Genomic DNA, 24608 nt, shown 5'->3' on the forward strand with positions numbered 1-24608 from the left:
GATTTCCTACACTGCAAGCTTGCCGTCGAGATAGAGCTGCAAGGTCGCGCGGGTGCCCTTTTCCCACGCTGTTTTCAGGGCATGCGCAAAACGCTTGCAGAACAACTCCGATTGCGACACCTCGCCGAAAATGTCGTCGAAGACGAGGAACGCCGCCGGATCGTCCTTTGCCCTCAGCGCGGCGGCATGGAGCCGGTCGGCACTAGCATCGTTGAAAACGATCTTTTTGCCGCTGTCGGTCGTGCCCGCGAAGTAACGGCACCAGAGAGCCGAAACCAGCGAAAGACCGACGACGTCCTTGCCCTGGCGCAGATTGTCGAGCGTGGATGGCAGGATAAATTTCGGCTGACGGTTCGAACCGTCCTGGGCCAGGCGCGGGATCGTGTCGGCGATCTTCGGGTTCAGAAGTCGGCGTTCGATCAGCGCGAAATAATCCTTGAGCGAGGTATTCGGCACGGGCGGCACGATCGGGATGATCTCGTCGTTTTCGAGTTTGGCGAGGAACGCGCGGATCAGAGGCTCTTGCATCGCGTCATGCACGAAATGGATGTCCATCAACGCCGCCGGGTACGCGATCGCCGCATGGCCGCCATTGAGGATGCGTATCTTCATATGCTCGTAAGGCGTGACATCCGGCACGAAGGTGACGCCGACTTTATCGAGCGCTGGCCGTCCGGCCGTAAACTTGTCTTCCAGCACCCACTGCTTGAACTCTTCACAATAGACCGGCCAGTTGTCTTCAATACCGAAAGTATCCGTCAGCAAATCGATCTCGCGCTGGCCCGTTGCCGGCGTAATGCGATCAACCATGGCGTTCGGGAAGGCGACATTCGCCTTGATCCACACGGCAAACGCCGGATCGGAAAGCTCCGCCATGCCCAAGACGGCGTTTCTGGTGACGGCACCGTTATGCGGAATGTTGTCGCAGGACATAACGGTGAAGGGCACGATGCCCTTCTCCTTGCGTGTCTTGAGACCGGCAACGATAAGGCCAAAAACGGTTTTCGGCTCGGACGGGTTTTTTCCGTCCGCGACAATCGCCGGATTCGATGGATTGAATTTGCCGGACGCGTCGATGAAGTATCCGCCCTCGGTGATCGTCAGCGAGACGATGCGGATAGCGGGATCGGCGAGTTTGGCGACGATGGCTCCGCAATCGCCGACCGGCAGGATGTCGACCATCGGCCCCGTGACACGCGCCGCCGTCTTGTTGTTGTCCTGCTCCACGACCGTCGTCAGGAAGTCCTGCGCTGCAAGCTTCTCGCGCATCGCGGCGTCGGAAGGCAGCATGCCTGCGCCGATGATGGCCCAGTCGTGATCCTTTCCTTGGTTGAAAAGGTCATCGAGGTAGATAGCCTGGTGGGCGCGGTGGAAATTGCCAACGCCGAAGTGCACGATGCCGGCCGTAAGCGACGCTCGGTCATAAGCCGGGATTTCGGCCGTTTTAGCCGCATCGGTAAGCGTTGCCAGCGATAATTTGCACGTCATGTTTCAGTCCTCTTGAGGTCTTGCGAAGCGGATCTGCCGCTCTGCTCTCAGCAAACCGGACGCCTTGCCCGGCCTGCATTCTCACCCCGCCCGGCATTTGCCTCAGATGGCGAGGCCGCCCTCGTTGAATTTATGGATACGCGTCTTGTCCGCCGTCAGATAGACGGTGTCCCCGGCCTTCGCCGGGAAATCGCCGCCACCACGTGCCGTAACCGAGCCGATACCATCGACGTCGATATGCAGGAACGTGTCGGAGCCGAGATGCTCGGCGACGATGACCCTGCCCTTCCAGTCGCCGCTTTCGGTCGAAAGCAGCACATGCTCCGGACGCACGCCGATCGTATGCGCATTCAGCGCAGCCGCATTCTGACCGGTGATGAAATTCATCTTCGGCGAGCCGATGAAACCGGCAACGAAGAGATTGCGTGGGCTCTTGTAGAGCTCCAGCGGCGAGCCCACCTGCTCGATGTTGCCGCGGTTCAACACGACGATCTTGTCGGCCATTGTCATGGCTTCCACCTGGTCGTGGGTGACGTAGACCATCGTCGTCTTCAGTTGTTGGTGCAGTTCGCTGATCTCGATGCGCATGTTGACGCGAAGTGCGGCATCGAGGTTCGATAGCGGCTCGTCGAAGAGGAAGGCAGATGGCTGGCGCACGATGGCGCGACCGATCGCGACTCGCTGCCGCTGGCCACCGGAAAGCTGGCGCGGCTTGCGCTCCAGATAATCCGTCAGGTTGAGCACGCGAGCGGCATCGCTTACCTTCCTGTCGATCTCGGTCTTGTCCATGCCCGCCATCTTCAATGGGAAGGCAATATTGTTGCGCACGCTCATATGCGGATAAAGCGCATAGGATTGGAACACCATCGCAAGCCCGCGCTCGGAGGGTGCCTTTTCGGTGGCGTCCTTGCCGTCGATGACGATCTTGCCGCCGGAAACGTCCTCCAGCCCGGCGATCAGCCTGAGCAACGTGGACTTGCCGCAGCCCGACGGGCCGACGAAGACGACGAATTCGCCGTCCTGGATGTCGAGATCGATCGAAGGGATGACCTTGGCTTCGCCGAAGACCTTCGAAACGCTCTGAAGGGTAATGCTGCCCATGTTTCTCTCCCTGATGTCTTATTTCACCGCGCCGAAGGTCAGGCCGCGGACGAGTTGTTTTTGGCTGAACCAGCCGAGGATCAGGATCGGCGCAATTGCCATTGTCGATGCTGCCGAAAGCTTGGCGTAGAACAGACCTTCGGGGCTGGAGTAGGAGGCGATGAATGCCGTCAGCGGCGCGGCTTTCGATGCGCTGAGGTTCAGCGTCCAGAAGGCTTCGTTCCATGCCAGTATGATGTTGAGGAGCAGCGTAGAGGCAATGCCCGGTATCGCCATCGGCGTCAGCACGTAGATGATTTCCTTGGCGAGCGATGCGCCGTCCATGCGCGCCGCCTCGAGGATTTCGCCAGGGATTTCCTTGAAGTAGGTGTAGAGCATCCAGACGATGATCGGCAGGTTGATCAGCGTCAGCACGATCACCAGCCCCATCCGGCTGTCGAGCAGGCCGAAATTGCGGAACATCAGGTAGATCGGAATGAGCGCGCCGACCGGCGGCATCATCTTCGTCGACAGCATCCACATCAGCACGTCCTTGGTCCGCTTGGTCGGCGAGAATGCCATGGCCCAGGCGGCAGGGATCGCGATGATGAGGCCGATCAGCGTCGAGCCGAAGGAAATGATCACCGAATTCATGAAGTGGCCGAGATAGTTAGACCGGCTCTGCACCTCCGCATAGCTTTCCGTCGTCCAGTGGAAGAACAGGAACTGCGGTGGCGAAGCAATCGCGTCGGCCTCCGACTTGAAGCTCGTAAGAAACGTCCAGAGGATCGGAAAGAAGATCAGGATCGCCAGCGTCCAGGCGATTGCCGTCATGATCACCTTGCGTTGAGTTGTGACTTTTCTAGCCATCTCAAGACTCCAGATTCTTGCCAACAAGGCGGACAAGGAAGATCGCGACGATGTTGGCGAGGATGACCGCAATGATACCGCCCGCCGAAGCGCCGCCGATATCGAACTGAAGAAGCGCCTGCGCATAGACGAGGTAGGTCAGGTTCGTGCTCTGCGTGCCCGGGCCGCCGTTGGTGGTAACCAGGATTTCGGCAAAGACCGAAAGCAGGAAGATCGTCTGGATCAGGATCACCACCGTGATGGCGCGCGCCATATGCGGCAGAATGATATAGATGAATCTCGATATCGCGCCGGCGCCATCCATTTCGGCAGCTTCCTTCTGCTCCTCGTCCAGCGACTGCAACGACGTGAGCAGGATCAGCGTCGCAAACGGCAGCCACTGCCAGGCAACGATCAGAATGATCGAGAACAACGGCGCGTTTGCCAGCCAGTCGTAGGGCTGCAGTCCGAGCGCCTTGGCAAGATGTGCGAAGAGCCCGTTGACCGGGTTCATGAACATGTTCTTCCAGACAAGCGCTGCCACCGTCGGCATGACGAAGAACGGCGCAATCACCAGGATGCGCACGATGCCCTGGCCATAGATGTCCTGGTCGAGCAGCAAGGCGAAGGCGATACCGCCGACCACGGTGATGATCAGCACGCCGAGCACCAGCAGCAGCGTATTGGTGAGTGCTGCGAAAAAGGCCGGATCGGACAGGAAGTAGCTGTAGTTCAGAAAGCCGACGAAGCTCTCCATTCCCGGGCTGAGAAGGTTGTAGTTCAAAGTCGAGAAATAGATCGTCATCGCAAGCGGGACGATCATCCACGCGAAGAGAAGCACGACGGACGGTGCGATCATCATTCGCGCTGCGGAGCGGGTGTGTAACGTTGCCATGGCGATGACCGATCCTGTTTCGAGGGACGTCTGGCTGCAGGGCAGCTAAGAAAAAGGGGCCGCCGACGCTATTCGGGCATTCGGCGGCCCAGAGGGGCGGGAGGTCAACGATCCCACCGTCTCAGGAGGTTATTATTTGATGTAACCAGCCTTGGTCATTTCGCGGGTCGCCAGTTGCTGCGCGCTCTGCAGCGCCTGGTCGACCGAGACCTGGCCGGCGAGAGCGGCGGAGAACTGCTGGCCGACGGCCGTGCCGATGCCCTGGAATTCGGGGATCGCCACAAACTGGACGCCGACATAGGGAACCGGCTTTACGGTCGGCTTGGTCGGGTCAGCCGCATTGATGGAGTCGAGCGTCATCTTCGCGAAAGCCGCAGCCTTCTGGTATTCTGCGTTCTCATAGAGCGAGGTACGCGTGCCGGGAGGTGCGTTCAGCCAGCCTTCCTTCTCGGCGACGAGCTTGGTGTAGTCCTTGCTCGTTGCCCAGGCGACGAACTTCTCAGCTGCTTCGACCTTCTGCGAGCTCGCCGGGATGGCAAGGCTCCAGGCCCACAGCCAGTTGCCACGCTTGCCGAGACCCTTGTCCGGAGCCAGTGCGAAACCGACCTTGTCGGCAACCTTCGATTCCTTCGGGTTGCTGACGAAGGAGGCCGCAACGGTGGCGTCGATCCACATGCCGCACTTGCCGGTCTGGAAGAGCGCCAGGTTTTCGTTGAAGCCGTTCGACGAAGCGCCGGGAGGGCCGGCTTCCTTCATCAGGTCGACGTAGAAGGTGAGCGTGTCCTTCCACTCCGGCTGGTCGAACTGGGGTTTCCAGCTCTCATCGAACCAGCGGGCACCGAAGGAGTTCGACATCGCCGTGAGGAAGGCCATGTTTTCGCCCCAGCCGGCTTTGCCGCGCAGGCAGATGCCGTAGATTTCCTTGTCCTTGTCGGTGATCTTCTTCGCAGCGTCGGCGATGAAGTCCCAGGTCGGCGCGTCGGGCATCTTCAAACCGGCGGCGTCGAAGAGGTCTTTCCGATACATGACCATCGAGCTTTCACCGTAAAACGGCGCCGCATACAGCTTGCCGTCTACAGTCAGGCCGCTGCGTATGGCTGGCAGCAGGTCGTCGGCGTCATAATCGGCGCCCAGGTTGTCGAGCGGCAGGAGCCAGCTCTGCTTTGCCCAGATCGGGACTTCATAAGTGCCGATCGTCAGAACGTCGTACTGGCCGCCCTTGGTCGCGATGTCAGTCGTGACCTTCTGGCGCAGAACGTTCTCTTCGAGGGTAACCCATTCAAGGTCGATGTCGGGATTCTTCGCCTTGAAGTCATCCGTCAGCTTCTGCATTCGGATCATGTCGCCGTTGTTCACGGTCGCGATCGTCAGCGTTTCGGCCGAAGCCATGCCCGCAAACGCCAATGCTGAGCAGGCGCCCAGCAGAATAGTTCTCAATGTCATATCTTCCTCCCAGAAGATGGGGTATGAGCATTCGCTTTGCTCGTGAGCAATTACTCACTACAGAGCGTGGGATGTCAATTGGAATCGTTGCTGCAACAGCGAAATGACCAGCTATGCGATTGATTTTGAATATGATATTTTTTGCTCAAGACGTGAGCAAAAAATCGGCAGTCTGTTCATCGGTGATCAGGCTATTGATTTGACGGCCAACAATTGCGGCCCTAATCGCCTTGAACTTGCGCTTGCCCTTGGCGATTCCAATGACTGTCGAGGTTTCGCGTGAAGGAATCGAGGCCGACGCGACGCGCTCGTTGATCGGATTATCGAGAAGCCTGCCCTCCTCGTCGAAAATCCAGCCGCAGATTTCGCCGACGGCCCCCTCGCGCATCAGCTCCATCATCTCGTCCTTCTCCAGGAAGCCGTCGACGCACAGTGGGCCGTCGATGCCCAGTTCGCCGATACCGACGAAGGTCACATCGGCTTGGGCGCTGATTGCAAGCGTGTAGCGCACCAGTTGCTGGCCATGGAGCAATTCACGCTCCTCGGCCGAGGTGACGAGCACGGGCAGCGGCATCGGGAAGTGCCGCGCCTTCACCGCATCCGCCATGCTGAAGATGACATTGTAATAGGCGGCTGAACCGTCCGGCGTGATGTTGCCCGTCAGCGAAACGATGCGATGATTCGGACATTCGATCGTCGGCAGTTGATCGACCGCAGCCTTCAACGTGCGGCCGGTACCAACGGCGAGCACGATCGGATCCGGCCGCTTGAGCCATCGCTCGATCTCAGCAGCCGCCGCTTCGGCAATGCCGACCGTCCTCGATGAAGACCCCGGATCGCTCGGCACGATCTCGACATGCTTGAGGTCGAATTTCTTGCGCAGCTGGTTGGCGAGCTCGAGGCAGGCAGCAATCGGATGATCGAGCCGCACTTTGATGAGTTTTTCAGCGACGGCCAGCGACACCAGGCGCTGTGCTGATTGTCGCGAGATACCCATCGCAGAGGCAATCTCGTCCTGCGTGCGCCCAGCCACGTAATAAAGCCAGCCCGCACGCGCTGCGTCGTCCAGCCGTCCAGGTGTCTCGGTTCTTTTCGCCATTGAGGTCTACCGCGCGTAAAATGGGCCGGCTTTCTGCCGGACGAATATCTTTGAGTCTGTGCCGCGCCAGATCAGAACAAAATTGAGCAAAAGTCGAGTGCATTGAGAAAATGCATCGGCGGTATGGGCGAATATTCGCTCAGGCAAACCAGTTTGTGACGAAGAAGATCGCAGCCTTGATAAGGCCGTAGATCACGCCGCCAACGACGGTCAGTGAAATACCGGCCATGACCATTCCAAACGCCGAAAAGAGACCGTCCTTGCCCAAAATGCCGAAGGAAAACAGGCAGATGGTAAAAGCCGGCAGGATGTTGCCGAGCGGGATCGGCAGCGTCAGGATGACCGCAAGCACTAGGCACAGAAAGCCCACAAGGTATTCGGCAGGCGGCTCGACGAGGAAAGAAAGCCGCGGCTGCAGCATGCGCTCGGCAAAGGCGAGCCAACGGTGGATTCGCGAGACGACCGCCTCGAAATCCTCGCGCTTCATCGACCGTCCGGCAATTACCTTCGGTAACCATGGCTTCAGCCCGAACGTCAGCTGCGCTGCAAGAAAAAGTAGCGGCGCGCCGAGGATTGCGGAGGTTCCGGGCGGCGTCGGCACCAGATTGGGAATGGCAAAGACCAGCATGAGCGCACCGGTCGCGCGGTCGCCCATCACCTCGAAAAGATCGCCGATCGAAATGCGCTCGCGGCTCCTGTCACCCGCAAGCTGCCTCAGGATGGCCGAAAGCCGTCGCCCTCTTAGGCGCGGACTCCTGATCAAACGCCTGCGCGATGTCTCCATTTGCTCGATTGTCATAACATCCCGGCTCGTCGGCTCGCGACTGATACCATCTCAATGTGAATCTTCTCTGTCGAATGCGCCGCCATCATGGCCGCGCGGGTTCTGGATCACGGCTATTGCATGGCGATTTTTCGCCGGCACCCTTCACTTGACCCTTAGCAAAAAGCAGCGCTACTGCTCTTGGCAAGGAGAAATTGCTTGCGCATTCTTTTGGTTGAAGACGACAAGATGATTGGGCAAGCGGTGCGCGATCACGTTGCAGCGGCCGCTCACGCGATCGACTGGATGTGTACGATCGGCGATGCTGAGGCCGCTGCAGGCTCCGTCGACTACGGTCTGATCCTGCTTGATCTGCAGCTTCCCGACGGCAGAGGCATCGATTTGCTGAAACGGTTGCGTAACGACGGCATGGCAATGCCGGTAATAATTCTCACTGCGCGCGACCAGATTTCCGATCGCATCGAGGGCCTGAACGCCGGCGCCGACGACTACCTCGTCAAGCCATTCGATCTCGGAGAATTGCAGGCCCGCATCATGGCGGTCGCGCGCCGCTACGACGCCAATCCAAGGACTATCATCCGCATTGCCGATATCGAGATCGACCGGCCGCAGCACAGAATTGCCATCGCCGGCGAGCCGGTCGTGCTGACCAGCCGCGAATGGGCTGTGCTCGATCTGCTCATCGCCCGTCCGGGCGCAATCGTGCCGAAGGACCGGATCGAGGAAGCCCTTTATGCCTTCGGCTCGGAGATCGAAAGCAATACGGTTGAGGTCTATGTCAGCCGGCTGCGCAAGAAGATCGGTCGCGACAGGATCAAGACCGCCCGCGGCATCGGCTACACGCTGGCGCAAGCATGAGACGCGAACCGAGCATTACGCGCCGGCTCATTCTGGCGCTCACAAGTACTATGGTCATCTTCTGGCTCGCCGCGATCGGGCTCGGCATCCAGGTGATGCAGCACGAATTCGACGAGCTTTTCGACAGCGCCCAGCAGGAGACGGCCCAGCGCCTTTTGGCGCTGATCGTCGACGACCTGAACCAGCGCGCCGAAACCTACGCTTCCGGCGTCGCAATTTTAAATACGCCAGCCAGCCGCGAATATCTGACCTATCAAGTCCGCGACAAGGACGGAAATGTCGTTCTCCGCTCCAATGACGCTTCGCCCGAACCTTTCGATGCGCCACTCGTCCGCGGTTTTCACAACAACGATCACCAGCGCATCTATACCGAAGCGACCGCTGACGACGCCCTGTTCATGCAGGTGGCCGATCGCCTCGGCAATCGTCGCGAAGCCGTGCGCGAAAGCGCCGTCACGCTGCTGCTTCCACTGATCGTGCTGATCCCGGCGAGTATCTTCGCCATCTGGCTCATCCTTGGCCGGGCGCTGAAGCCGATCGAAACGCTACGCCGGGACATCGCCACCAAGGACAGCGGCAACATGGCAGCCATTGAAGGCGACGGGTTGCCGAAAGAAATCAAGCCGATCGCTCGCTCGGTCAATCTTCTGCTCGCTCGTCTCCGGTCGGCCCTTGAAGCGGAACGCGAATTTACCGCTAACAGCGCTCACGAGCTCCGCACGCCGATTGCCGGCGCTCTGGCACAGACCCAGCGATTGGCCGAAGAACTGTCGGCCGGTGCCGCCAGGACGCGGGCGCTGCAGGTCGAAAGCTCGCTCGTCGATCTCGGCCGCCTTGCCGAAAAACTGCTGCAGCTTTCACGCGCCGAAGCCGGCATCGGTGCCAGCGACAAAGCCGCCGATCTCAGCAAGGTGCTGGAGATGATCGTCAGCGACTACGAGCGCGACAGCCGCACCAAGGGGCGCGTCAACTATGTGCCCGACGCCGGAGCAACGCTTGTCCGTTATGCAGACATGGATGCCTTTGGCATCGTCATGCGCAACCTCATCGAAAACGCGCTTCTTCACGGCGACCAGGATCGGCCCGCCACGGTCAGCCTGGATAAGGCCGGGACCATCCGTGTCGTCAATGGCGGCCCTGCGATCCGGGAAGCCGATCTTGCGGGCCTCAAGAAACGCTTCCGGCGCGGCACGACCAGCGCATCCGGTTCCGGACTGGGCCTTGCGATCGCCGACCGCATCGTCGCACAGATGGGCGGCACGCTGGAACTCCTCTCCCCGGCAAGCGACGAGACTTCCGGCTTCGAGGCGAAGGTGAACCTGCCGGCATAGGACTTGCAAATCCGCCCGAAGGGTGCGAGCAGACGCGGAAACTTTCGAGGCAGACAAGCATGATCATCTCACTCGACATCGGCGGTTCGGCGATCAAAGGCGGTATCGCACGCTCGGAAACGGATATCGTTCCAATGGGTCGCCGTCCGACGCCCAAGGATGATTTTGCTGCTTTCGCCGAGACCATCCGCAGCTTCATAGCAGAGACCAGCGAAACACCTTCGTGCCTTGCCTTCTCGATTGCCGGCGTCGTCGATCCGGATACGCAACGGCTGACATGCGCCAACATTCCCTGCATTCACAACCGCAGCCTTGCGGCTGATCTGGAGGCCGAACTTGGCTTTCCGGTCCTGATTGCCAACGACGCCGATTGCTTCACCATGGCCGAAGCCGAACTCGGCGCCGGGCGCGGCCACCGCATCGTCTTCGGTGCGATCCTCGGCACTGGCGTCGGCGGCGGGCTCGTTTCCGACGGCCGGCTCGTCAACGCCTCGGGCGGTTTCGCCGGCGAATGGGGTCACGGCCCGATCCTCGCCTGCGAAGCCGGCAATCCCCCCGTGAAAATCCCGGCCCTTCCCTGCGGCTGCGGCCAGAAGGGCTGCGTCGATACAGTCGGTGGCGCCCGCGGCCTCGAGCGGCTTCACAAGACGCTGCACGACCTCGACTTCCCGAGCGAGGAAATCATCGCGCAATGGCGACGGGGTGAGGAAAAGGCGACGAACACGATCGATGTCTATACCGATCTCGTCGCCTCGCCCTTGGCACTCACTGTCAATATCACCGGCGCGACCATCGTCCCGGTCGGCGGCGGCCTTTCCAATGTCGAGCCGCTGCTTGCCGAACTCGACAAGGCCGTAAGGGGCCGCACGCTGCGCAGGTTCGACCGGCCGCTGATCGTGCGCAGCGAATGCCGCTTAGAGCCGGGCCTCATTGGCGCGGCTCTTCTGGGCCTGAAAGCGGTAGCGGCTTGAGAGCATTTTTTCGAGTGAGTTGATTGGAAAATGAAAATGGCGGGGCTTTCACCCGCCATTTTCACTCTGCTGCCAATGCCGGCGGATGATGGTCATCCGCCTCTTCCTGGTTGGCATTGGCATATTCGGTCTCCGTGTCCTTGGTCTTCGGCTCGCGGGCGAAGAAGAGGGCATAACCGGCTGGTAGCACGAGGATGGTCAGCACGGTCGCAACAAGAATGCCGCCCATCATCGCGTAGGCGAGCGGACCCCAGAAGACACCGCGGGAGATCGGGATAAGGGCGAGAACTGCCGTCAGCGCCGTCAGCATGATCGGCCGGAAACGGCGCACGGCCGCACCCACGATCGCCTCCTGCCGGTCCATGCCCGCCTTGATATCCTGGTCGATCTGGTCGACGAGGATGATCGAGTTGCGGATGATGATGCCGAGCAGCGCAATCACGCCGAGGATCGCGACGAAACCGAAGGGCGCGCCGCTGATCAGCAGTGCGGCAGAGGCACCGATGATGCCGAGTGGGCCGGTCGCGAGCACCAGCATCGCTTTGCCGAAATGCTGCAGCTGCGCCATCAGCAGCAGGACGATGACGACGAGCATGATCGGCGCCTTGGCGGCGATCGAAGCCTGACTTTCAGCGGCATCTTCCGCACCGCCCTGGATTTCGATCTTGTACCCGGCAGGCAGGCTGTCGCGCAGGCCCTGCATATCGGCATACATCTTCATCGCCACGTCGTTTGGCTGGATGCCATCTGGCAGCGTCCCGCGGACGGTGATCGTCGGCAGGCGGTCACGCCGCCATTCGACGCCTTGCTCCATGACGGGGACGACCCTGGCGACCTGCGAGACCGGAACAAAACCTCCGAAGTCCGTCGGGACATAGACCGAATTGACCGCCGACACCAGCGAACGGCTGGAATCCGGCTCCCGGGCCACGATCGAGACCGTCTCTTCGCCGTCGCGGAAGTCGTCAAGCGACGTGCCGGACACGGCGGTCTGCAGCGTCTGGCGGACGCGCTGCGAAGTGACGCCGAGGGCGCGGGCACGATCCTGGTCGATCACCAGCTTCATGGCCGGCACCGGCTCCAGCCAATCGTCGTGGACGGCACCGAGCTGCGGATTTTCGGCAAACTTCGCCTTCACCTGATCGGCGATATGGCGAACCTCCTGGCGATCCGGTCCCATGACGCGCATTTGCACGGGCCAGCCCGTCGGCGGACCGAGGAAGAGACGGTCGACCTTGCCGCGGATCGACGGAAAATCGTCCGCAAGGATGCTGCGCAGCTTGACGATCAGCCGCTCGCGGGCAGGTTCATCATTTGCGATGATCAGGAGCTGTGCGAAGTTTGGATTGCGAAGCTGCTGGTCGAGCGGCAAGAAGAAGCGCGGTGCGCCCTCGCCGATATAGGTGGCAATGAACTTCTTGTCCTTGTCATCCATCATCTTGGCTTCGAGCATCTTTGCCTGCGTCTCGACTTCCTTGATGCTGGTGCCTTCCGGCAGCCAGAGATCGACGAGAATTTCCGGACGCGAGGATTGCGGGAAGAAGTTCTGCGGAATGAACTGGAACGCCCAGAGACTCGTCGCAAAGGTGAAGAGCGTGGCAGCCAGCACGATGATGCGATGACGCACAGCCCATGCGACAGTGGTGCGCAGGCGGCGGTAAAAGCGCGTGTCGAAGACATCGTGATGCTCGCCGGCGTGCTTGCGCTGCTTGAGGATCATGTAACCCAGCCACGGCGTGAAATAGACCGCGACGAACCACGAGACGACGAGCGCGATGCCGACCACATAAAAGAGCGAGCGCACATATTCGCCGGCCGTCGATTCTGCAAAGCCGACGGGAATGAAGCCTGCCGTGGTGATCAGCGTACCGGTCAGCATTGGGAAGGCGGTCGAGGAATAGGCGAAGCTCGCCGCCTCGATCTTCACGAGGCCCTCTTCCAGTTTTCGTTCCATCATCTCGACGACGATCATCGCATCGTCGACCAAAAGTCCAAGCGCAATAATGAGCGCGCCGAGCGAGATGCGCTGCAGGTCGATGCCGAGTTCGTACATGATGGCGAAGGTCGCAGCCAGCACAAGCGGAATCGCTATCGCAATGACAAGGCCCGATCGCCAGCCGATCGACAGGAACGAGACGATCAGCACGATGATAAGCGCTTCGCCAAGCGCATGCATGAATTCGCTGATGGCCTCGGTCACGACATCCGGCTGATTGGATATCTGGTCGACGGAAACGCCATAGGGAAGAGATTCATCGAAGCGCTGATAGGTCGCTTCGATATCCTTGCCGACATCCGTGACCTTGAAGCCTTTGGCCATGACCACGCCGACCTGCACGCTTTCGTGCCCGTTGAAACGGTATTTGCGTTGATAGGGGTCTTCGAGCCCGGAGGTAACGGTGGCAATATCACCGAGACGCGTCACCTGGTTGCCGGAACGCAGGCGTAGTTCGCGAATATCCTCGGCCTTCTTCACATCGCCTTCGACGGAAATACGCACCGAACGCAGCCCGGTATCGACAGAGCCGGCAGGATCGACTGTGTTCTGGCCTTTGATGGCATTTTGCAGGTCGAGGATCGTAAGTCCTCGTTCGGCAAGCGCCTTGGAGGAAACGTCGATGTAGATCTTTTCCGGCTGGTCACCAATGATGACGGCCTTCTCGACGCCCCGCGTCGAAAGCAGCATGTCGCGCGCCTGGATCGCGAATTTCTTCAGTTCCGGATAGGAGTAGCCGTCGCCGCTGATCGAATGAAGTGTGATGAAGGTATCGCCGAATTCGTCATTGAAATAGGGCCCAAGCAGGCCTTCCGGCAGCTCGTTCGAAATATCGCCGACCTTCTTGCGCACCTGATAGAAGGCATCCGCCACTTCCGCGGAGTTCGTGTCGCCCTTCACCTGCAGCGTAATGACGGCGCTGCCGGCACGGGTGTAAGAGCGAACGAAATCGAGATGCGGCGTTTCCTGCAGCTTGCGCTCGATCTTGTTGACGACCTGGTCCTCCATTTCCTGGATCGAGGCGCCTGGCCACATAGCTTGCACGACCATGACACGGAAGGTGAAATCCGGATCTTCCTTCTGCCCCATGCGCATCAGTCCGAGCGCACCGGTGATGATGATCAAACCGAAGAGGAAGCGTGCAATGCTGGGATGACCGATTGCCCAGCGCGACAGATTGAAGGAGCGTTTCTCGGTGGTCGAGTTGTCCATGACAGTATTCCCTCTCCTGGACAGCAATTATTGAACGGTGCCGGCGGGCTCGGCGGAAGCCGACTGCTCGCCCGGCACCGAGACCTTCAGGTTCTCGGTCATGAACTGCGTTCCGGCAGCAACAACGAGATCCCCGCTCTTCAGGCCATCGGTGACGTTGACGCCGTCGCCGGTGAAATCACCGACGCGGATTTGGCGTGCGTGCACGGTTGCCGCGCCGCGGTCGACGACCCAGACGATCTTCTTCCCATCCTTCTCGGCAAGCGCGCTCAACGGCACCGCCACATAGGGATCGGAATTCGTAACATCCGCCTCGATCGTCGCCGTCATCCCGAGCAGAACACGCTGATCATTTGGCAGGCTGATGCGGACGGAAAAGGTCCGGGACTGCTGATCGGCGCTTCCTGAAACTTCGCGCACCTTGCCGTCGAGCACCAGCTTGTCATCCGACCAGAAGGTTGCCTTCACCGTCTTGCCCGGCTTGAATTCGGCAATATCGTTTTCCGACACCGCGATCTGAACTTCCTTCTCGCCATCGATGGCAACGGCGACGACAGGTGTACCGGAAGCGACGACCTGACCCGTATCCGCACTGACTGCGGTTACGATGCCGTTCTGATCGGCCTTCAGATCCGTGTAACTTACCTGGTTCTTCGCCTGATCGAGCGAGGAGATCGCAGCATCGCGCGTCGAAACAGCTTGGTCATAGGAAAGCGAAGCCTGCTCGAGTTGCGATTTCGGTGTGGCATTCTTGTCGAAGAGCTGCCCGGCACGCTTGTTGGCGAGATCTGCCGTCTGTACGCCCTTCTCGGCCGCCGCCAGGTTGGCTTCAGCCGTCTTCACCGCGAGCTGATAATCCGTGGAATCGATGCGCGCGAGCACATCCCCAGGCTTCACTCGATCGCCGATATTGACGAGTCGCTCCGTGATCTTGCCCGCAACACGGAACCCGAGATTCATCTCGATGCGTGCTTTTACAGCACCGGAATAGTCGAGGGCTCGCGTTTGGCCGGCCATGGCAATCTCCACGACTTTTACGGGGCGGACGATTTTTTTCGTCTCTGCCTTCTCCTCCTCGCTGCAGCCGGCAAGGCCGAGGCTGACGATGCCGACAAACGCGAAGCTGAAAACGGACGGCAGATTGCGTGTCTTGAGCGAAACCATCTTCGCACTCCTGATCGTTTCGTGTGTTTCTGACGGCCTGGCCATGCCGTTATTTCAATGCCTTGATCGAATATTCGATGAGTTCGTCAACCGTCGCGCGGTTGGTCTTGGCAAGACATTGCGCCACCATCTGGGGGTGGCAGAGCGTCACGGTGGCCGCACCGAAGCAGCGTGATGCAACATTTGCATCCTGCTCGGCGAATTCCCCGGCTGCGATCCCTTCGCGGATCACGCCGGCGATCAGTTCATGAATGGCGTCGATATGTCGTTCGATGACATGCCAGTCGCGTTCGATTGCGACGACGACCATCTCGTGCACCTTCTGTTCATCAAGCATCGTGTCTAGCGTCATCTGATACTGGCCATACACAAATCGTCGCAGGCGCTCCGAGGCGCTGATCGGCAAGTGGCAGATGTCGTAGGCCTGCTTGTAACTGGCCGCCAGCATGCGGCCGCAGATCGCCTGGTGGATTTCCACTTTCGAGGCGAAGAAGCGGTAGATATTGGCCGGCGACATGCCGAGGTCACGCGCCACATCGGCAACCGTCGTCTTGCCGTAGCCATAGTGGCGGAACAGCCGCTCTGCCGCATCCAGAATGCGCGTCACATTTTCCTGGCGGGTACTGTCCAGCATGTTTTCTGCGGTTTCATTCATGCGTTTTCAGAACCTTACTTACGACTGACGAATTTTGAATTTCGTCAGTCGTAAAACATCAGGCGTCATTTGTCAATATTCCGCCACCGCCAAAAAAATGCCGCGGCATCGGCTCGCGGCATTTAAAATCGATCATTGGGGAAATCAGTCCAGCTTGACGTCGAGTGTGATCGGCACGGCGGAAAGCGCCTTGGAAACCGGGCACCCTGCCTTCGCCTTATTGGCGAGCTCGGTGAACGCCGCCTGGTCGGCGCCGGGAACCTTGCCGGTCAGCGACAGATGGATCGCGGTGATCGCGAAGCCACCTTCGACGCTCTCGAGCGTTACCTTTGCCGTCGTCTCCATGTCTTCGGCAGTAAGCCCCGCATCGCTGAGAATCAACGATAGTGCCATGGTGAAGCAGCCGGCATGGGCCGCGCCGATCAGTTCTTCCGGATTGGTGCCTGGAATACCTTCGAAGCGGCTCGAAAAACCATAGGGATGCTCCTTCAACGCGCCGCTCTGTGTCGATATCCGCCCCTTGCCGTCCCTGAGGCCGCCGGACCATTGAGCCGAACCTGTACGATTGATCTGCATGCCGTCCTCCTGTTTCGATTGGACTCATCCGGAAAGGACTTTTGCCGCTTCCCGCCGCAGAGAGGCCAGGCCTCCCCGAACGGCAATATAAGGCTCTATCGGCAGAAGACGACAGCTATCAGAAAATCGGTCCCGAAGAAGACCTGCACTCGCCTGATCGCGCGATAAATCATCATACAATGGAATTGCCTTTGTATGATATTGCAGTAAAGGGTTGTGCACATGCGCCGAGGAGACGTCGCATGGAAACCCGAATTTCCACTAGGATTCGGTTTGCTTCACCGGTGAGGCTAGAGGTCAGTGGACTCCAGCGAGCAGCAGGATGAGGGCGAAAACCCGCGCGAGCGCCGCCCGCGCGTGCGCCGAAACGTCACAGTCTCGATCGCGCGAGCTATCTGTTCCCACCGTTATCCAGCAGGCCTGCCGCTGCCGCGCGAAAACGACCTCTGCGAAATCTACGGCGTCAGCCGCACCGTCATTCGCGAATCCCTGAAAATCCTGGAATCCAAAGGCCTCGTGCGCGGCAAGCCTCGTATCGGCACGACCGTCTGCGACAAGGACGACTGGAACATACTTGATGCCGACGTGCTCGAATGGATGGGACCGCATATCGAGGATTCCGACCTGCTCGGCTGCATCCTCGAAGCCCGACGCACCATCGAGCCTGCGGCCGCCGAATACGCAGCCGCACGCGCAACGGCACAGGAGATTGCCGATCTCGACCGCGCCTGGCGACAGATGCGCGATTGCGCCAACGATCCGGAAAGCTTCACCGATGCCGACATCATGTTCCATTCGGTGCTGCTAGCCGCGAGCCACAACCAGGTGTTCCGGCGGCTCTCGAGCGCCATTCACGCCGCGGTGAAATATGCCCTGCACGCCTCGAATGTCGCGGTTAAAAACCGCCAGGACGCAGTTGCCGTTCACGGCGAACTGGTCGAGGCACTCAGGATGCGCGACCGTAAACGGGCACGCGAATGCGCCAACCGGATGCTGGATCTTGCGGTGCGCGATCTTGCAGCCGTCAAGAAAGCCACCAGCAGCGCCCCGTAGAGAAACACGAGAAGAATGAGGCCTGAACCGATGAAGATCACGAAACTGACCACCTATATCGTTCCGCCGCGCTGGTTGTTTTTGAAGGTCGAGACCGATGAGGGCGTGGTCGGCTGGGGCGAGCCGGTGGTCGAGGGCCGGGCTCTGACCGTGGAAACCTGCGTGTACGAGCTTGCCGACTACCTGATCGGCAAGGATCCATTCCTGATCGAGGACCACTGGAACGTCATGTATCGCGGCGGCTTTTACCGCGGCGGCGCCATCCACATGAGCGCGCTTGCCGGCATCGACCAGGCGCTCTGGGACATCAAGGGCAAGGCCCTTGGCCAGCCGGTCCATTCGCTGCTCGGCGGCCAGGTGCGCGACCGGATCAAGGTCTACAGCTGGATCGGCGGCGACCGCCCGTCAGACGTCGCGCGCAATGCCAAGGAGGTCGTCGCGCGCGGCTTCAAGGCGATCAAGCTCAACGGCTGCGAGGAAATGCAGATCGTCGACACCAACGAGAAGGTTGAAAAGGCCGTCGAGACCATCGCCACCATCCGCGAGGCGATCGGCCCGCATATCGGCATCGGCGTCGATTTCCACGGCCGTGTCCACAAGCCGATGGCAAAGGTCCTGGCCAAGGAACTCGAGCCCTACAAGCTGATGTTCATCGAAGAGCCGGTGCTTTCCGAAAACAGGGAAGCGCTGAAGGAGATCGCCAATCATTGCTCCACGCCGATCGCGTTGGGCGAGCGGCTCTACTCGCGCTGGGATTTCAAGTCGGTGCTTTCCGACGGCTATGTCGACATCCTCCAGCCGGACCTTTCGCATGCCGGCGGCATCAGCGAGTGCCGCAAGATCGCGGCGATGGCGGAAGCCTATGACGTGGCGCTCGCCCCGCATTGCCCGCTCGGGCCGATCGCGCTTGCCGCATGCCTGCAGGTCGATGCCGTTTCCTACAACGCCTTCATCCAGGAACAGAGCCTCGGCATTCACTACAACCAGGGCAACGATATCCTCGACTACATCTCCAACAAGGACGTCTTCAAGTACGCCGAGGGCTTTGTCAGCATTCCCCAAGGGCCGGGTCTCGGTATCGAGGTCGATGAGGCCTATGTCATCGAGCGCGCCAAGCAGGGGCACCGCTGGCGCAATCCTGTCTGGCGTCATGCCGACGGCAGCTTCGCCGAGTGGTGAGAACCAACAAGGGTCGCGTCGAGCGGCCCTTGTTGTTGCACCGTGTAGGAGGCAGCGCGCGCCATCCGTCATAGTGAAAGCTCATAGGAGGAGATTTCAAATGACCAGAGCAATCGCAGTGATCGTCGCACGCATTATCTTCAGCTTCATCTTCTTCATGGCGGCTGGCTTCAAGTTTGCCGACATGGGCGCCACATCAACCTATATCGCCTCCGCCGGTTTTCCGCTGGCCGGCTTCCTGGCATGGGTCGCGGCCTTCTTCGAGATGGCTTTGGCGCTAGCCTTGATAACCGGCGTCTTCTTTACGGAGGCAAGCCTGCTTGCCGGCACTTATGTCGTCTTCCTGGCATTCGCCTTTCATGGCCCGTCACGCTGGACGGATAACCAGGCGGAATTCGGTTTCTTTATCGACCACTTCAGCTTCCTCGCAGGACTTCTATTTGCCGCCGTGCACGGGCCGGAGAAGTGGGCGATCCGCCGCAGCCTGGTGAGGCTTTAAGGCCGCCAGCCCGATAACTTCGCCCCCGCGGCGGAACCATGCCCCCATTCGAACATTGCCCTAACGCAAAACCGAACGAGGGATTGGGAAATGGAACTTCAGGGAAGAACTGCACTGGTCACCGGCGCGGGTTCCGGCATCGGAAAGGCGACCGCTCTGAAGCTGGCCGCAGAAGGCGCAAGGGTTGCCGTTTTGAGCCGCACCGGCCGCGAGGCGAAACAAACCCGCGACGAAATCCGCTCCGCAGGCGGGGAAGCGATCTCGCTGAAGGCCGACACCAGCGACGAAGGCCTGATGCGCGACGCAATTGCAACCCTTCTCGGCAAGTTCGGAGGCATCGACATCGTCGTTGCCAATGCCGGCATCAATGGCGTCTGGGCGCCGATCGACGACCTGAAGCCGCAGGAGTGGGACAAGACGATGGCCGTCAACCTGCGCGGTACCTACCTCACCCTCCATCTCACCGTTCCGTATATGAAATCGAACGGCGGCTCCATCATCGTCGTCTCCTCGATCAACGGCACGCGGACCTTCACGACACCTGGGGCGACCGCCTATACCGTCACGAAGGCCGGCCAGGTGGCGATGGTGCAGCAGCTGGCACTGGAACTCGGCAAGCACGGAATCCGCGTCAATGCCGTCTGCCCGGGCGCCATCGACACCAATATCAGCGACAATACCAGGAGCCGCCACCGCGAGGAGACGGAAATCCCGGTCGTCTGGCCGGAAGGCGAAATCCCGATCAGCGGCGGCGAGGCAGGGCATAGCGCGGATGTTGCCGAAGCCATCCTTTTTCTTGCGACAGAGCGCTCGCGTCACATCACCGGCACACCGATCTGGATCGATGGCGGCCAAGGCCTGCTGCGCTAGGGTCAGCCTCCGAGCCGCGCAGTTTCCAGCGTGTAAAGCTCCTGCGGCCGCTTGACGCCGCGCAGCGCATAACGGCCGATGCAGGCGAGGCCGCTGCGCTGAGCCTCAGGAATAGCAGCTGCAAAATCCGATGACATCAGTACGTTGAGATCGACCGATCGGCATATCGACGCGATGCGGCTGACCTCGTTGACCGCCGGACCAATGACCGTGAAGTCCAGCCGTTCCTGGCTGCCGATATTGCCGTAGAAGACATCGCCGATATGCAGGCCGAGATAGACGTCGGTCGTCGGCCTGCCATCGGTGGCGCGCGCTTGATTGAGCGTCGAAAGCCTCTTGCGCAACAGACCCTCGGCGCGCAATGCCGCGAGGCACGCCTCGGATTGCTCCTCAGCCTTGAAAATCGCAAGCACACCGTCGCCGATGAGCTTCAACACGTCGCCACCTGCCTCATGGATCGCGGAAATCACCACTTCGCTATAGGCGTTGAGCAGCGGCAGAATTTCTTCCGGCGGCGCGCTATCCGATATCTTGGTGTAATTCAGAAGATCCGAAAACCAGAGTACCGCCGAAATCCGCTCGGACTTGCCGCGCGTGATCTTGCCCTCCAGCACCTGCTTCGCTGCATCCTCGCCTAGATAGACCTCGGCGATCGTGCGCGCGATGCGGCCGAGCGCGATGCACTTGATTGCCAGCGCCAGGACCGGCACGAGCTTGCGCAGGATGGCGAGGTCGTGGTCGCAAAATCCTTGCGGATGCCGGGTCGTAAAATGCGAGAAAAAGCAATCCATCTCGCCGATCGTACCAGCTTTGGCGAAGCGATGTACCATGGCGACGAAATCGGTGTGGCCCGCTTCGGCCATCTCGTCGAGCATGACGAAATCCGTCGGGTCGCCGAAGCCGATGCGGCGGCGCACCTCGCTCTCTTTGCCGGACCAGAGATAGTAGAAGGCCGAACGCTGCCAGTTATCCCGCGCACTGCCCTCGCCGGTCGGACCGTATTCGAATTCGGTCTCTATGTCCTCCTGGCTGTCCCACCGGAAGGCACGGCCCTCGTGCACCGGGTGCAGTGTATCCATAAGCGCCATGCCGCGATCGAGCGGCAGGCCGAATTCGCGGCAGGACTTGCAAAAGCCGGTCAGCAGCTCGGCTTCAGAGGCACCCTTCAGTCCCTGTTCCGTCAGCCATGCGGCCACCGTTCCGACGTCGCTGTATTCCATGTAGCCGATCCTCACTGTTGAAACCTGTACCCCGATTTCGCCGGCAAGGGAAAGACAAACTCACCCGGGTACGGGCATATTGTAAGGTGTCACGATTTCGACCGTCGACGGCGAAGACGCCGCGGGATGGCCCGAAAGTTGGCGGCCGATGATGGTCCGGAAGGCAGAGCGGGCGTCCATGCGCAAGTCGTGATGCAGCACGAAGCCGATCTTATGCGCAGCAAGCAGAGCCCGGTTATCGGCATCGAGATCATGAGCGACGAAGATCAGGATCCGCCGCTGCATCGCCTCGAAGGCCGCCAGAACCGCCTTGTTACCGCCGCCGATCGAATAGACGGCATTGATCGCCGGATCGTCAGCGATGGCGCGTGCCGTCTGCGTACCGGTCGCCGCATCGGTTCCGTGTCCCTCGCTGATTTCTGTAATGCCGATCTGCGGATAGCGGTCCCGGATGAGGCGGCGAAAGCCGATCTCCCGCTCTTCTTCGCCACGAAAGCGGCCGCTCGACAACGTCACCAGCACCTGGCCGGAGGCGCCGGAAAAGCGCTCGCCAATCAGATAGGCAGCCGTCTCTCCCGCTGCCCGGTTGTCCGCGCCCGCGTAAGCGGCGCGCAGCGAATTCGGCAGGTCCGTCACCAATGTGACAACGGGAATGCCCGCTTCGTCCGCGCGCGCTACGGCCGCGACGATCTCGGGGACATCGGGCGCCTTCAGCACGATCCCATGCGTTCCGCGAAGCCGAATGCGGTCGAGAAGCAGGACCAGCTCGCCCGGCTTCATCACCTCGGCAAAATGGAAGCGGCAGCGGAAAACCGTCGGCAGGAATGTCGCAACCTCGGCCTCGAAGGCCGCCCGTACGGCAGTGCTGAAACGGTCCGGCGTCTCCATGACGATATCGATCGCGAACTTTCGTGCCGCGGTCTCGGCGCCGGCCTGCTGCTTCTCGAGTTCAACGATGGCAGCCCTGACACGCATTTCGGTCTGGCGCCGTACGCCGCCTCGTCCATTCAAGACGCGATCGACCGTTGCGGTGCTCAATCCCGCTTGAAAGGCAATATCCTTGACGAGGAATATATGCGCCATGCCAATACTGATGGTTTTTTGATGGATTTCTGATCTATAACACGCTCATCCTCGGCGTATAGTGCCATCATCAGAGATGGAGGAGCCGCCTGATGAAAACCGATAACCCACAGAAACTCCGTGCCGATCGCGTCTGGCTGACCGAGGATGCCTGCGATCTCGACGAGTTTCGTGCACTCGCCGAGAAGACCACGTTGCTCGCCGACTATCCGACGGCAGACAGGATCGACAAGAACGTTCTGATCTACGAGAGCCGCAAGGTTATCGCCGCGATCGCCGATCCGCATGGCCGCCGCGCCGTCCTCGCCGAGATATGCGAAGCTTTCGGCGAAGGTCCGGGTGTGGTCGTCTTCAAGCACGCCTATGAGGACCCGAGCGTTATTGATGGCGCCAGCAGGATCTTCGATGACCTTATCGAGGGGCAGCACCGCACCTCGACCGGCGGCGGCGACCATTTCGCCAAGCCCGGCGCCAATGACCGCATCTGGAATTCGCTGGAAAAGCATTGCCTGGCTGATCCGGCAAATTTCGCCAAATATTACGGCAATGCCATTGTCGCCATCGCCAGCGAAGCCTGGCTCGGACCAGGCTACCAGATGACGGCCCAGGTCAACCGCGTAAACCCGGGCGGTGCAGCGCAATCCGCCCACCGCGACTATCACCTCGGCTTCCAGGCTTCGAAAGTAATCGAGCAGTTCCCGTCGCATGTGCACCGGCTTTCTCCAGTGCTGACGTTGCAGGGCGCGGTCGCGCATTGCGACATGCCGCTCGAAAGCGGGCCGACGCTCTTCCTGCCACACAGCCAGACCTATGTACCCGGCTACCTCGCGTTGAAACGGCAGGAGTTCAAGGACTATTTCGAGGAAAACCACGTCCAGCTACCGCTCGAAAAGGGCGATGTGGTCTTCTTCAATCCCGCCCTTTTCCATGCCGCCGGCACCAACCGCTCGGCAAATATCAGGCGTCTCGCCAATCTTCTGCAGGTGTCGTCCGCCTTCGGCCGCGCGATGGAAACGGTAAACCGTGAACGGATGAGCGCGAAGTTGTTCCCGGCTCTAAAGGCGCTGAAGGGCAGGCTCTCCGACGCAGAAATCGCGAATGCCGTCGCCGCTTGCGCCGAGGGATACTCCTTCCCCACCAATCTTGACCGCGATCCGCCCCTCGGCGGCCTTGCCCCGAAGACGCAATCGCAGCTCATGCATGAAGCGTTGAGGCAAGGCTGGAGCGACGAGGCATTGGTGACGGCGCTGGCCGAACAGGCGGAGAGGAAGTTGAGCTAGAAAGGTTAGGCTGGAGCAAGCCGACCCTTCATCCGATCCCCCGGGCAAACCATCGCGCCACACGTTTCTTCTGCCCACCGAGGAGAAGGTCCTGCAGGCGGATGAGGGGCGAGCGTCAGCACTGACAGCAAACGGGGGCCTCGCCCAACGGGGCGCCATTCGGATATCATCGCCACACATCAAGGGGAGGAGCCAAATGACCACAGACCATGGCCGTCTCGACGGCAAGATCGCGATCGTCACCGGCGGCACGCAGGGGCTCGGCGCGACGATCGCCCGGCTCTTTGCGGAACGCGGCGCAAAAGGCATCGTTATCTGCGGCCGCAATGAACGGAAGGGCAAGGCGAAAGCGGAGGACATCTCGTCGAGAACCGGCTCAAAGGTCGTCTATGTCAAAGCCAATCTCGGCAATGTCGAGGACGCGCGCAATGTCGTCCATGTCTGCGACCAGGCCTTCGGCCGCGTCGATGCACTGGTGAACGCAGCGGCGATTACCGATCGCGGAACGATCCTCGATACAAGCCCGGAACTCTTCGACGCCATGTTCGCCGTCAATGTCCGCGCGCCATTCTTTCTGATGCAGGAAACCGTCAAGGTCATGCGTCGCGACAAAATCGAGGGCACGATCGTCAATATCGGCTCGATGTCTGCAAGAGCCGGCCAGCCCTTTATCTCCGCCTATTGCGCATCGAAGGGTGCGCTTGAAACATTGACGAAGAACACGGCCTATGCGCTGCTTCGAAACCGTATCCGCGTCAACGGTCTCAATATCGGCTGGATGGCGACTGAGGGTGAGGACCGCATCCAGAGAGAATATCACGCCGCGTCCGACGACTGGCTGGCGAAGGCCGCGGCAAGCCAGCCCTTCGGTCGCCTCGTCGATCCGGAAGAAGTTGCCCGCGCCTGCGCCTATCTCTCGTCTGCCGAATCCGGCCTGATGACTGGCTCGGTCATCTGCTTCGACCAGTCGATATGGGGCGCATATGACGGATCACCGCATCCGGCGGCAGCCCTTTGAAAAAT

22 protein-coding genes are annotated in these 24608 nt (G+C 60.3%); 9 read left to right on the forward strand and 13 right to left on the reverse strand.

Going from position 1 to position 24608, the window contains the following annotated elements:
- Positions 1–6: 6 nt before the first annotated feature.
- The 7 genes from RGR602_RS17835 to RGR602_RS17865 form a co-directional block, all read right to left on the reverse strand.
- Positions 7–1488 carry a mannitol dehydrogenase family protein gene (locus RGR602_RS17835; RefSeq protein WP_039846182.1) on the reverse strand — a complete coding sequence of 494 codons (1482 nt, stop codon included), beginning with the start codon at positions 1486–1488 and terminating at the stop codon, positions 7–9.
- Between the two features lie 102 nt (positions 1489–1590).
- Complete coding sequence (locus RGR602_RS17840) at positions 1591–2589, reverse strand: ABC transporter ATP-binding protein (RefSeq protein ID WP_039846183.1); 999 nt, start codon at positions 2587–2589, stop codon at positions 1591–1593.
- A gap of 18 nt (positions 2590–2607) precedes the next feature.
- Positions 2608–3438 carry a carbohydrate ABC transporter permease gene (locus tag RGR602_RS17845; protein WP_022715969.1) on the reverse strand — a complete coding sequence of 277 codons (831 nt, stop codon included), beginning with the start codon at positions 3436–3438 and terminating at the stop codon, positions 2608–2610.
- 1 nt (position 3439) lies between these two features.
- The gene (locus tag RGR602_RS17850; protein WP_039846184.1) at positions 3440–4312 is read right to left on the reverse strand and encodes a carbohydrate ABC transporter permease; all 873 of its coding nucleotides are present in this window, start codon (positions 4310–4312) and stop codon (positions 3440–3442) included.
- 132 nt (positions 4313–4444) lie between these two features.
- The gene (locus RGR602_RS17855) at positions 4445–5755 is read right to left on the reverse strand and encodes an ABC transporter substrate-binding protein (RefSeq protein WP_039846185.1); all 1311 of its coding nucleotides are present in this window, start codon (positions 5753–5755) and stop codon (positions 4445–4447) included.
- Between the two features lie 145 nt (positions 5756–5900).
- Entirely contained in the window at positions 5901–6854 is a 954-nt protein-coding gene (locus tag RGR602_RS17860; RefSeq protein WP_039846186.1) for a sugar-binding transcriptional regulator, read from the reverse strand.
- A 139-nt stretch (positions 6855–6993) separates the two neighbouring features.
- Positions 6994–7572, reverse strand: coding sequence for an exopolysaccharide biosynthesis protein (locus tag RGR602_RS17865; protein ID WP_223844027.1), 579 nt, complete (start codon positions 7570–7572; stop codon positions 6994–6996).
- A gap of 264 nt (positions 7573–7836) precedes the next feature.
- Between RGR602_RS17865 and RGR602_RS17870 the strand changes: the two genes are divergently transcribed.
- The 3 genes from RGR602_RS17870 to RGR602_RS17880 are packed head-to-tail and all read left to right on the forward strand — an operon-like array spanning position 7837 to position 10798.
- Positions 7837–8496, forward strand: a complete 660-nt coding sequence (locus RGR602_RS17870; RefSeq protein WP_039846188.1) for a response regulator — start codon at positions 7837–7839, stop codon at positions 8494–8496.
- Positions 8493–9827, forward strand: a complete 1335-nt coding sequence (locus RGR602_RS17875) for a sensor histidine kinase (RefSeq protein ID WP_039846189.1) — start codon at positions 8493–8495, stop codon at positions 9825–9827. The genes RGR602_RS17870 and RGR602_RS17875 overlap by 4 nt, the downstream gene beginning before the upstream one ends.
- Positions 9828–9886: 59 nt before the next feature.
- Positions 9887–10798, forward strand: a complete 912-nt coding sequence (locus RGR602_RS17880) for an ROK family protein (RefSeq protein ID WP_039846190.1) — start codon at positions 9887–9889, stop codon at positions 10796–10798.
- A 61-nt stretch (positions 10799–10859) separates the two neighbouring features.
- On the opposite strand, the gene RGR602_RS17885 is transcribed toward RGR602_RS17880, so the two are convergent.
- From RGR602_RS17885 to RGR602_RS17900, 4 genes are all read right to left on the reverse strand, one after another.
- Positions 10860–14006 (reverse strand): efflux RND transporter permease subunit, encoded by a 3147-nt coding sequence (locus RGR602_RS17885; protein ID WP_039846191.1) that lies wholly within the window; start codon positions 14004–14006, stop codon positions 10860–10862.
- A 27-nt stretch (positions 14007–14033) separates the two neighbouring features.
- Positions 14034–15170, reverse strand: a complete 1137-nt coding sequence (locus tag RGR602_RS17890) for an efflux RND transporter periplasmic adaptor subunit (RefSeq protein ID WP_039847007.1) — start codon at positions 15168–15170, stop codon at positions 14034–14036.
- Between the two features lie 49 nt (positions 15171–15219).
- Positions 15220–15825, reverse strand: coding sequence for a TetR family transcriptional regulator (locus RGR602_RS17895; protein WP_039846192.1), 606 nt, complete (start codon positions 15823–15825; stop codon positions 15220–15222).
- A gap of 144 nt (positions 15826–15969) precedes the next feature.
- Positions 15970–16401: an OsmC family protein gene (locus RGR602_RS17900; RefSeq protein ID WP_039846193.1), complete on the reverse strand. Its 432-nt coding sequence runs from the start codon at positions 16399–16401 to the stop codon at positions 15970–15972.
- Positions 16402–16701: 300 nt separating this feature from the next.
- Here RGR602_RS17900 and RGR602_RS17905 point away from each other — a divergent pair, with 300 nt between their 5' ends.
- From RGR602_RS17905 to RGR602_RS17920, 4 genes are all read left to right on the forward strand, one after another.
- Positions 16702–17454 (forward strand): FadR/GntR family transcriptional regulator, encoded by a 753-nt coding sequence (locus RGR602_RS17905; RefSeq protein WP_039846194.1) that lies wholly within the window; start codon positions 16702–16704, stop codon positions 17452–17454.
- Between the two features lie 30 nt (positions 17455–17484).
- Positions 17485–18633 carry a galactonate dehydratase gene (dgoD, locus tag RGR602_RS17910; RefSeq protein WP_039846195.1) on the forward strand — a complete coding sequence of 383 codons (1149 nt, stop codon included), beginning with the start codon at positions 17485–17487 and terminating at the stop codon, positions 18631–18633.
- A 100-nt stretch (positions 18634–18733) separates the two neighbouring features.
- The gene (locus tag RGR602_RS17915) at positions 18734–19132 is read left to right on the forward strand and encodes a DoxX family protein (protein ID WP_039846196.1); all 399 of its coding nucleotides are present in this window, start codon (positions 18734–18736) and stop codon (positions 19130–19132) included.
- 90 nt (positions 19133–19222) lie between these two features.
- A complete protein-coding gene (locus RGR602_RS17920) occupies positions 19223–20002 on the forward strand; it encodes an SDR family oxidoreductase (RefSeq protein ID WP_039846197.1) in 780 nt (259 codons plus the stop codon).
- A 2-nt stretch (positions 20003–20004) separates the two neighbouring features.
- Here the strand turns inward: RGR602_RS17920 and RGR602_RS17925 are convergent, their stop codons facing one another.
- Together RGR602_RS17925 and RGR602_RS17930 are read right to left on the reverse strand one after the other, a co-directional pair.
- Entirely contained in the window at positions 20005–21222 is a 1218-nt protein-coding gene (locus tag RGR602_RS17925) for an adenylate/guanylate cyclase domain-containing protein (protein WP_039846198.1), read from the reverse strand.
- A gap of 60 nt (positions 21223–21282) precedes the next feature.
- Complete coding sequence (locus RGR602_RS17930) at positions 21283–22305, reverse strand: LacI family DNA-binding transcriptional regulator (protein WP_039846199.1); 1023 nt, start codon at positions 22303–22305, stop codon at positions 21283–21285.
- A 92-nt stretch (positions 22306–22397) separates the two neighbouring features.
- Here RGR602_RS17930 and RGR602_RS17935 point away from each other — a divergent pair, with 92 nt between their 5' ends.
- Positions 22398–23585, forward strand: coding sequence for a phytanoyl-CoA dioxygenase family protein (locus RGR602_RS17935; protein ID WP_039846200.1), 1188 nt, complete (start codon positions 22398–22400; stop codon positions 23583–23585).
- Positions 23586–23781: 196 nt separating this feature from the next.
- The gene (locus RGR602_RS17940) at positions 23782–24603 is read left to right on the forward strand and encodes an SDR family oxidoreductase (RefSeq protein ID WP_039846201.1); all 822 of its coding nucleotides are present in this window, start codon (positions 23782–23784) and stop codon (positions 24601–24603) included.
- Positions 24604–24608 lie beyond the last annotated feature (5 nt).

Origin of the sequence: Rhizobium gallicum bv. gallicum R602sp (assembly GCF_000816845.1) — a bacterium.
Classification (GTDB): Bacteria; Pseudomonadota; Alphaproteobacteria; order Rhizobiales; family Rhizobiaceae; genus Rhizobium; species Rhizobium gallicum.

Excerpts from the sequence above, each read along its gene's own strand:
- RGR602_RS17835 (WP_039846182.1), bottom strand. The coding sequence starts at position 1,488 with ATGACGTGCAAATTATCGCTGGCAACGCTTACCGATGCGGCTAAAACG.
- RGR602_RS17840 (WP_039846183.1), bottom strand. The coding sequence starts at position 2,589 with ATGGGCAGCATTACCCTTCAGAGCGTTTCGAAGGTCTTCGGCGAAGCC.
- RGR602_RS17845 (WP_022715969.1), bottom strand. The coding sequence starts at position 3,438 with ATGGCTAGAAAAGTCACAACTCAACGCAAGGTGATCATGACGGCAATC.
- RGR602_RS17850 (WP_039846184.1), bottom strand. The coding sequence starts at position 4,312 with ATGGCAACGTTACACACCCGCTCCGCAGCGCGAATGATGATCGCACCG.
- RGR602_RS17855 (WP_039846185.1), bottom strand. The coding sequence starts at position 5,755 with ATGACATTGAGAACTATTCTGCTGGGCGCCTGCTCAGCATTGGCGTTT.
- RGR602_RS17860 (WP_039846186.1), bottom strand. The coding sequence starts at position 6,854 with ATGGCGAAAAGAACCGAGACACCTGGACGGCTGGACGACGCAGCGCGT.
- RGR602_RS17875 (WP_039846189.1), top strand. The coding sequence starts at position 8,493 with ATGAGACGCGAACCGAGCATTACGCGCCGGCTCATTCTGGCGCTCACA.
- RGR602_RS17880 (WP_039846190.1), top strand. The coding sequence starts at position 9,887 with ATGATCATCTCACTCGACATCGGCGGTTCGGCGATCAAAGGCGGTATC.
- RGR602_RS17885 (WP_039846191.1), bottom strand. The coding sequence starts at position 14,006 with ATGGACAACTCGACCACCGAGAAACGCTCCTTCAATCTGTCGCGCTGG.
- RGR602_RS17890 (WP_039847007.1), bottom strand. The coding sequence starts at position 15,170 with ATGGTTTCGCTCAAGACACGCAATCTGCCGTCCGTTTTCAGCTTCGCG.
- RGR602_RS17895 (WP_039846192.1), bottom strand. The coding sequence starts at position 15,825 with ATGAATGAAACCGCAGAAAACATGCTGGACAGTACCCGCCAGGAAAAT.
- RGR602_RS17900 (WP_039846193.1), bottom strand. The coding sequence starts at position 16,401 with ATGCAGATCAATCGTACAGGTTCGGCTCAATGGTCCGGCGGCCTCAGG.
- dgoD (WP_039846195.1), top strand. The coding sequence starts at position 17,485 with ATGAAGATCACGAAACTGACCACCTATATCGTTCCGCCGCGCTGGTTG.
- RGR602_RS17915 (WP_039846196.1), top strand. The coding sequence starts at position 18,734 with ATGACCAGAGCAATCGCAGTGATCGTCGCACGCATTATCTTCAGCTTC.
- RGR602_RS17920 (WP_039846197.1), top strand. The coding sequence starts at position 19,223 with ATGGAACTTCAGGGAAGAACTGCACTGGTCACCGGCGCGGGTTCCGGC.
- RGR602_RS17925 (WP_039846198.1), bottom strand. The coding sequence starts at position 21,222 with ATGGAATACAGCGACGTCGGAACGGTGGCCGCATGGCTGACGGAACAG.
- RGR602_RS17930 (WP_039846199.1), bottom strand. The coding sequence starts at position 22,305 with ATGGCGCATATATTCCTCGTCAAGGATATTGCCTTTCAAGCGGGATTG.
- RGR602_RS17935 (WP_039846200.1), top strand. The coding sequence starts at position 22,398 with ATGAAAACCGATAACCCACAGAAACTCCGTGCCGATCGCGTCTGGCTG.
- RGR602_RS17940 (WP_039846201.1), top strand. The coding sequence starts at position 23,782 with ATGACCACAGACCATGGCCGTCTCGACGGCAAGATCGCGATCGTCACC.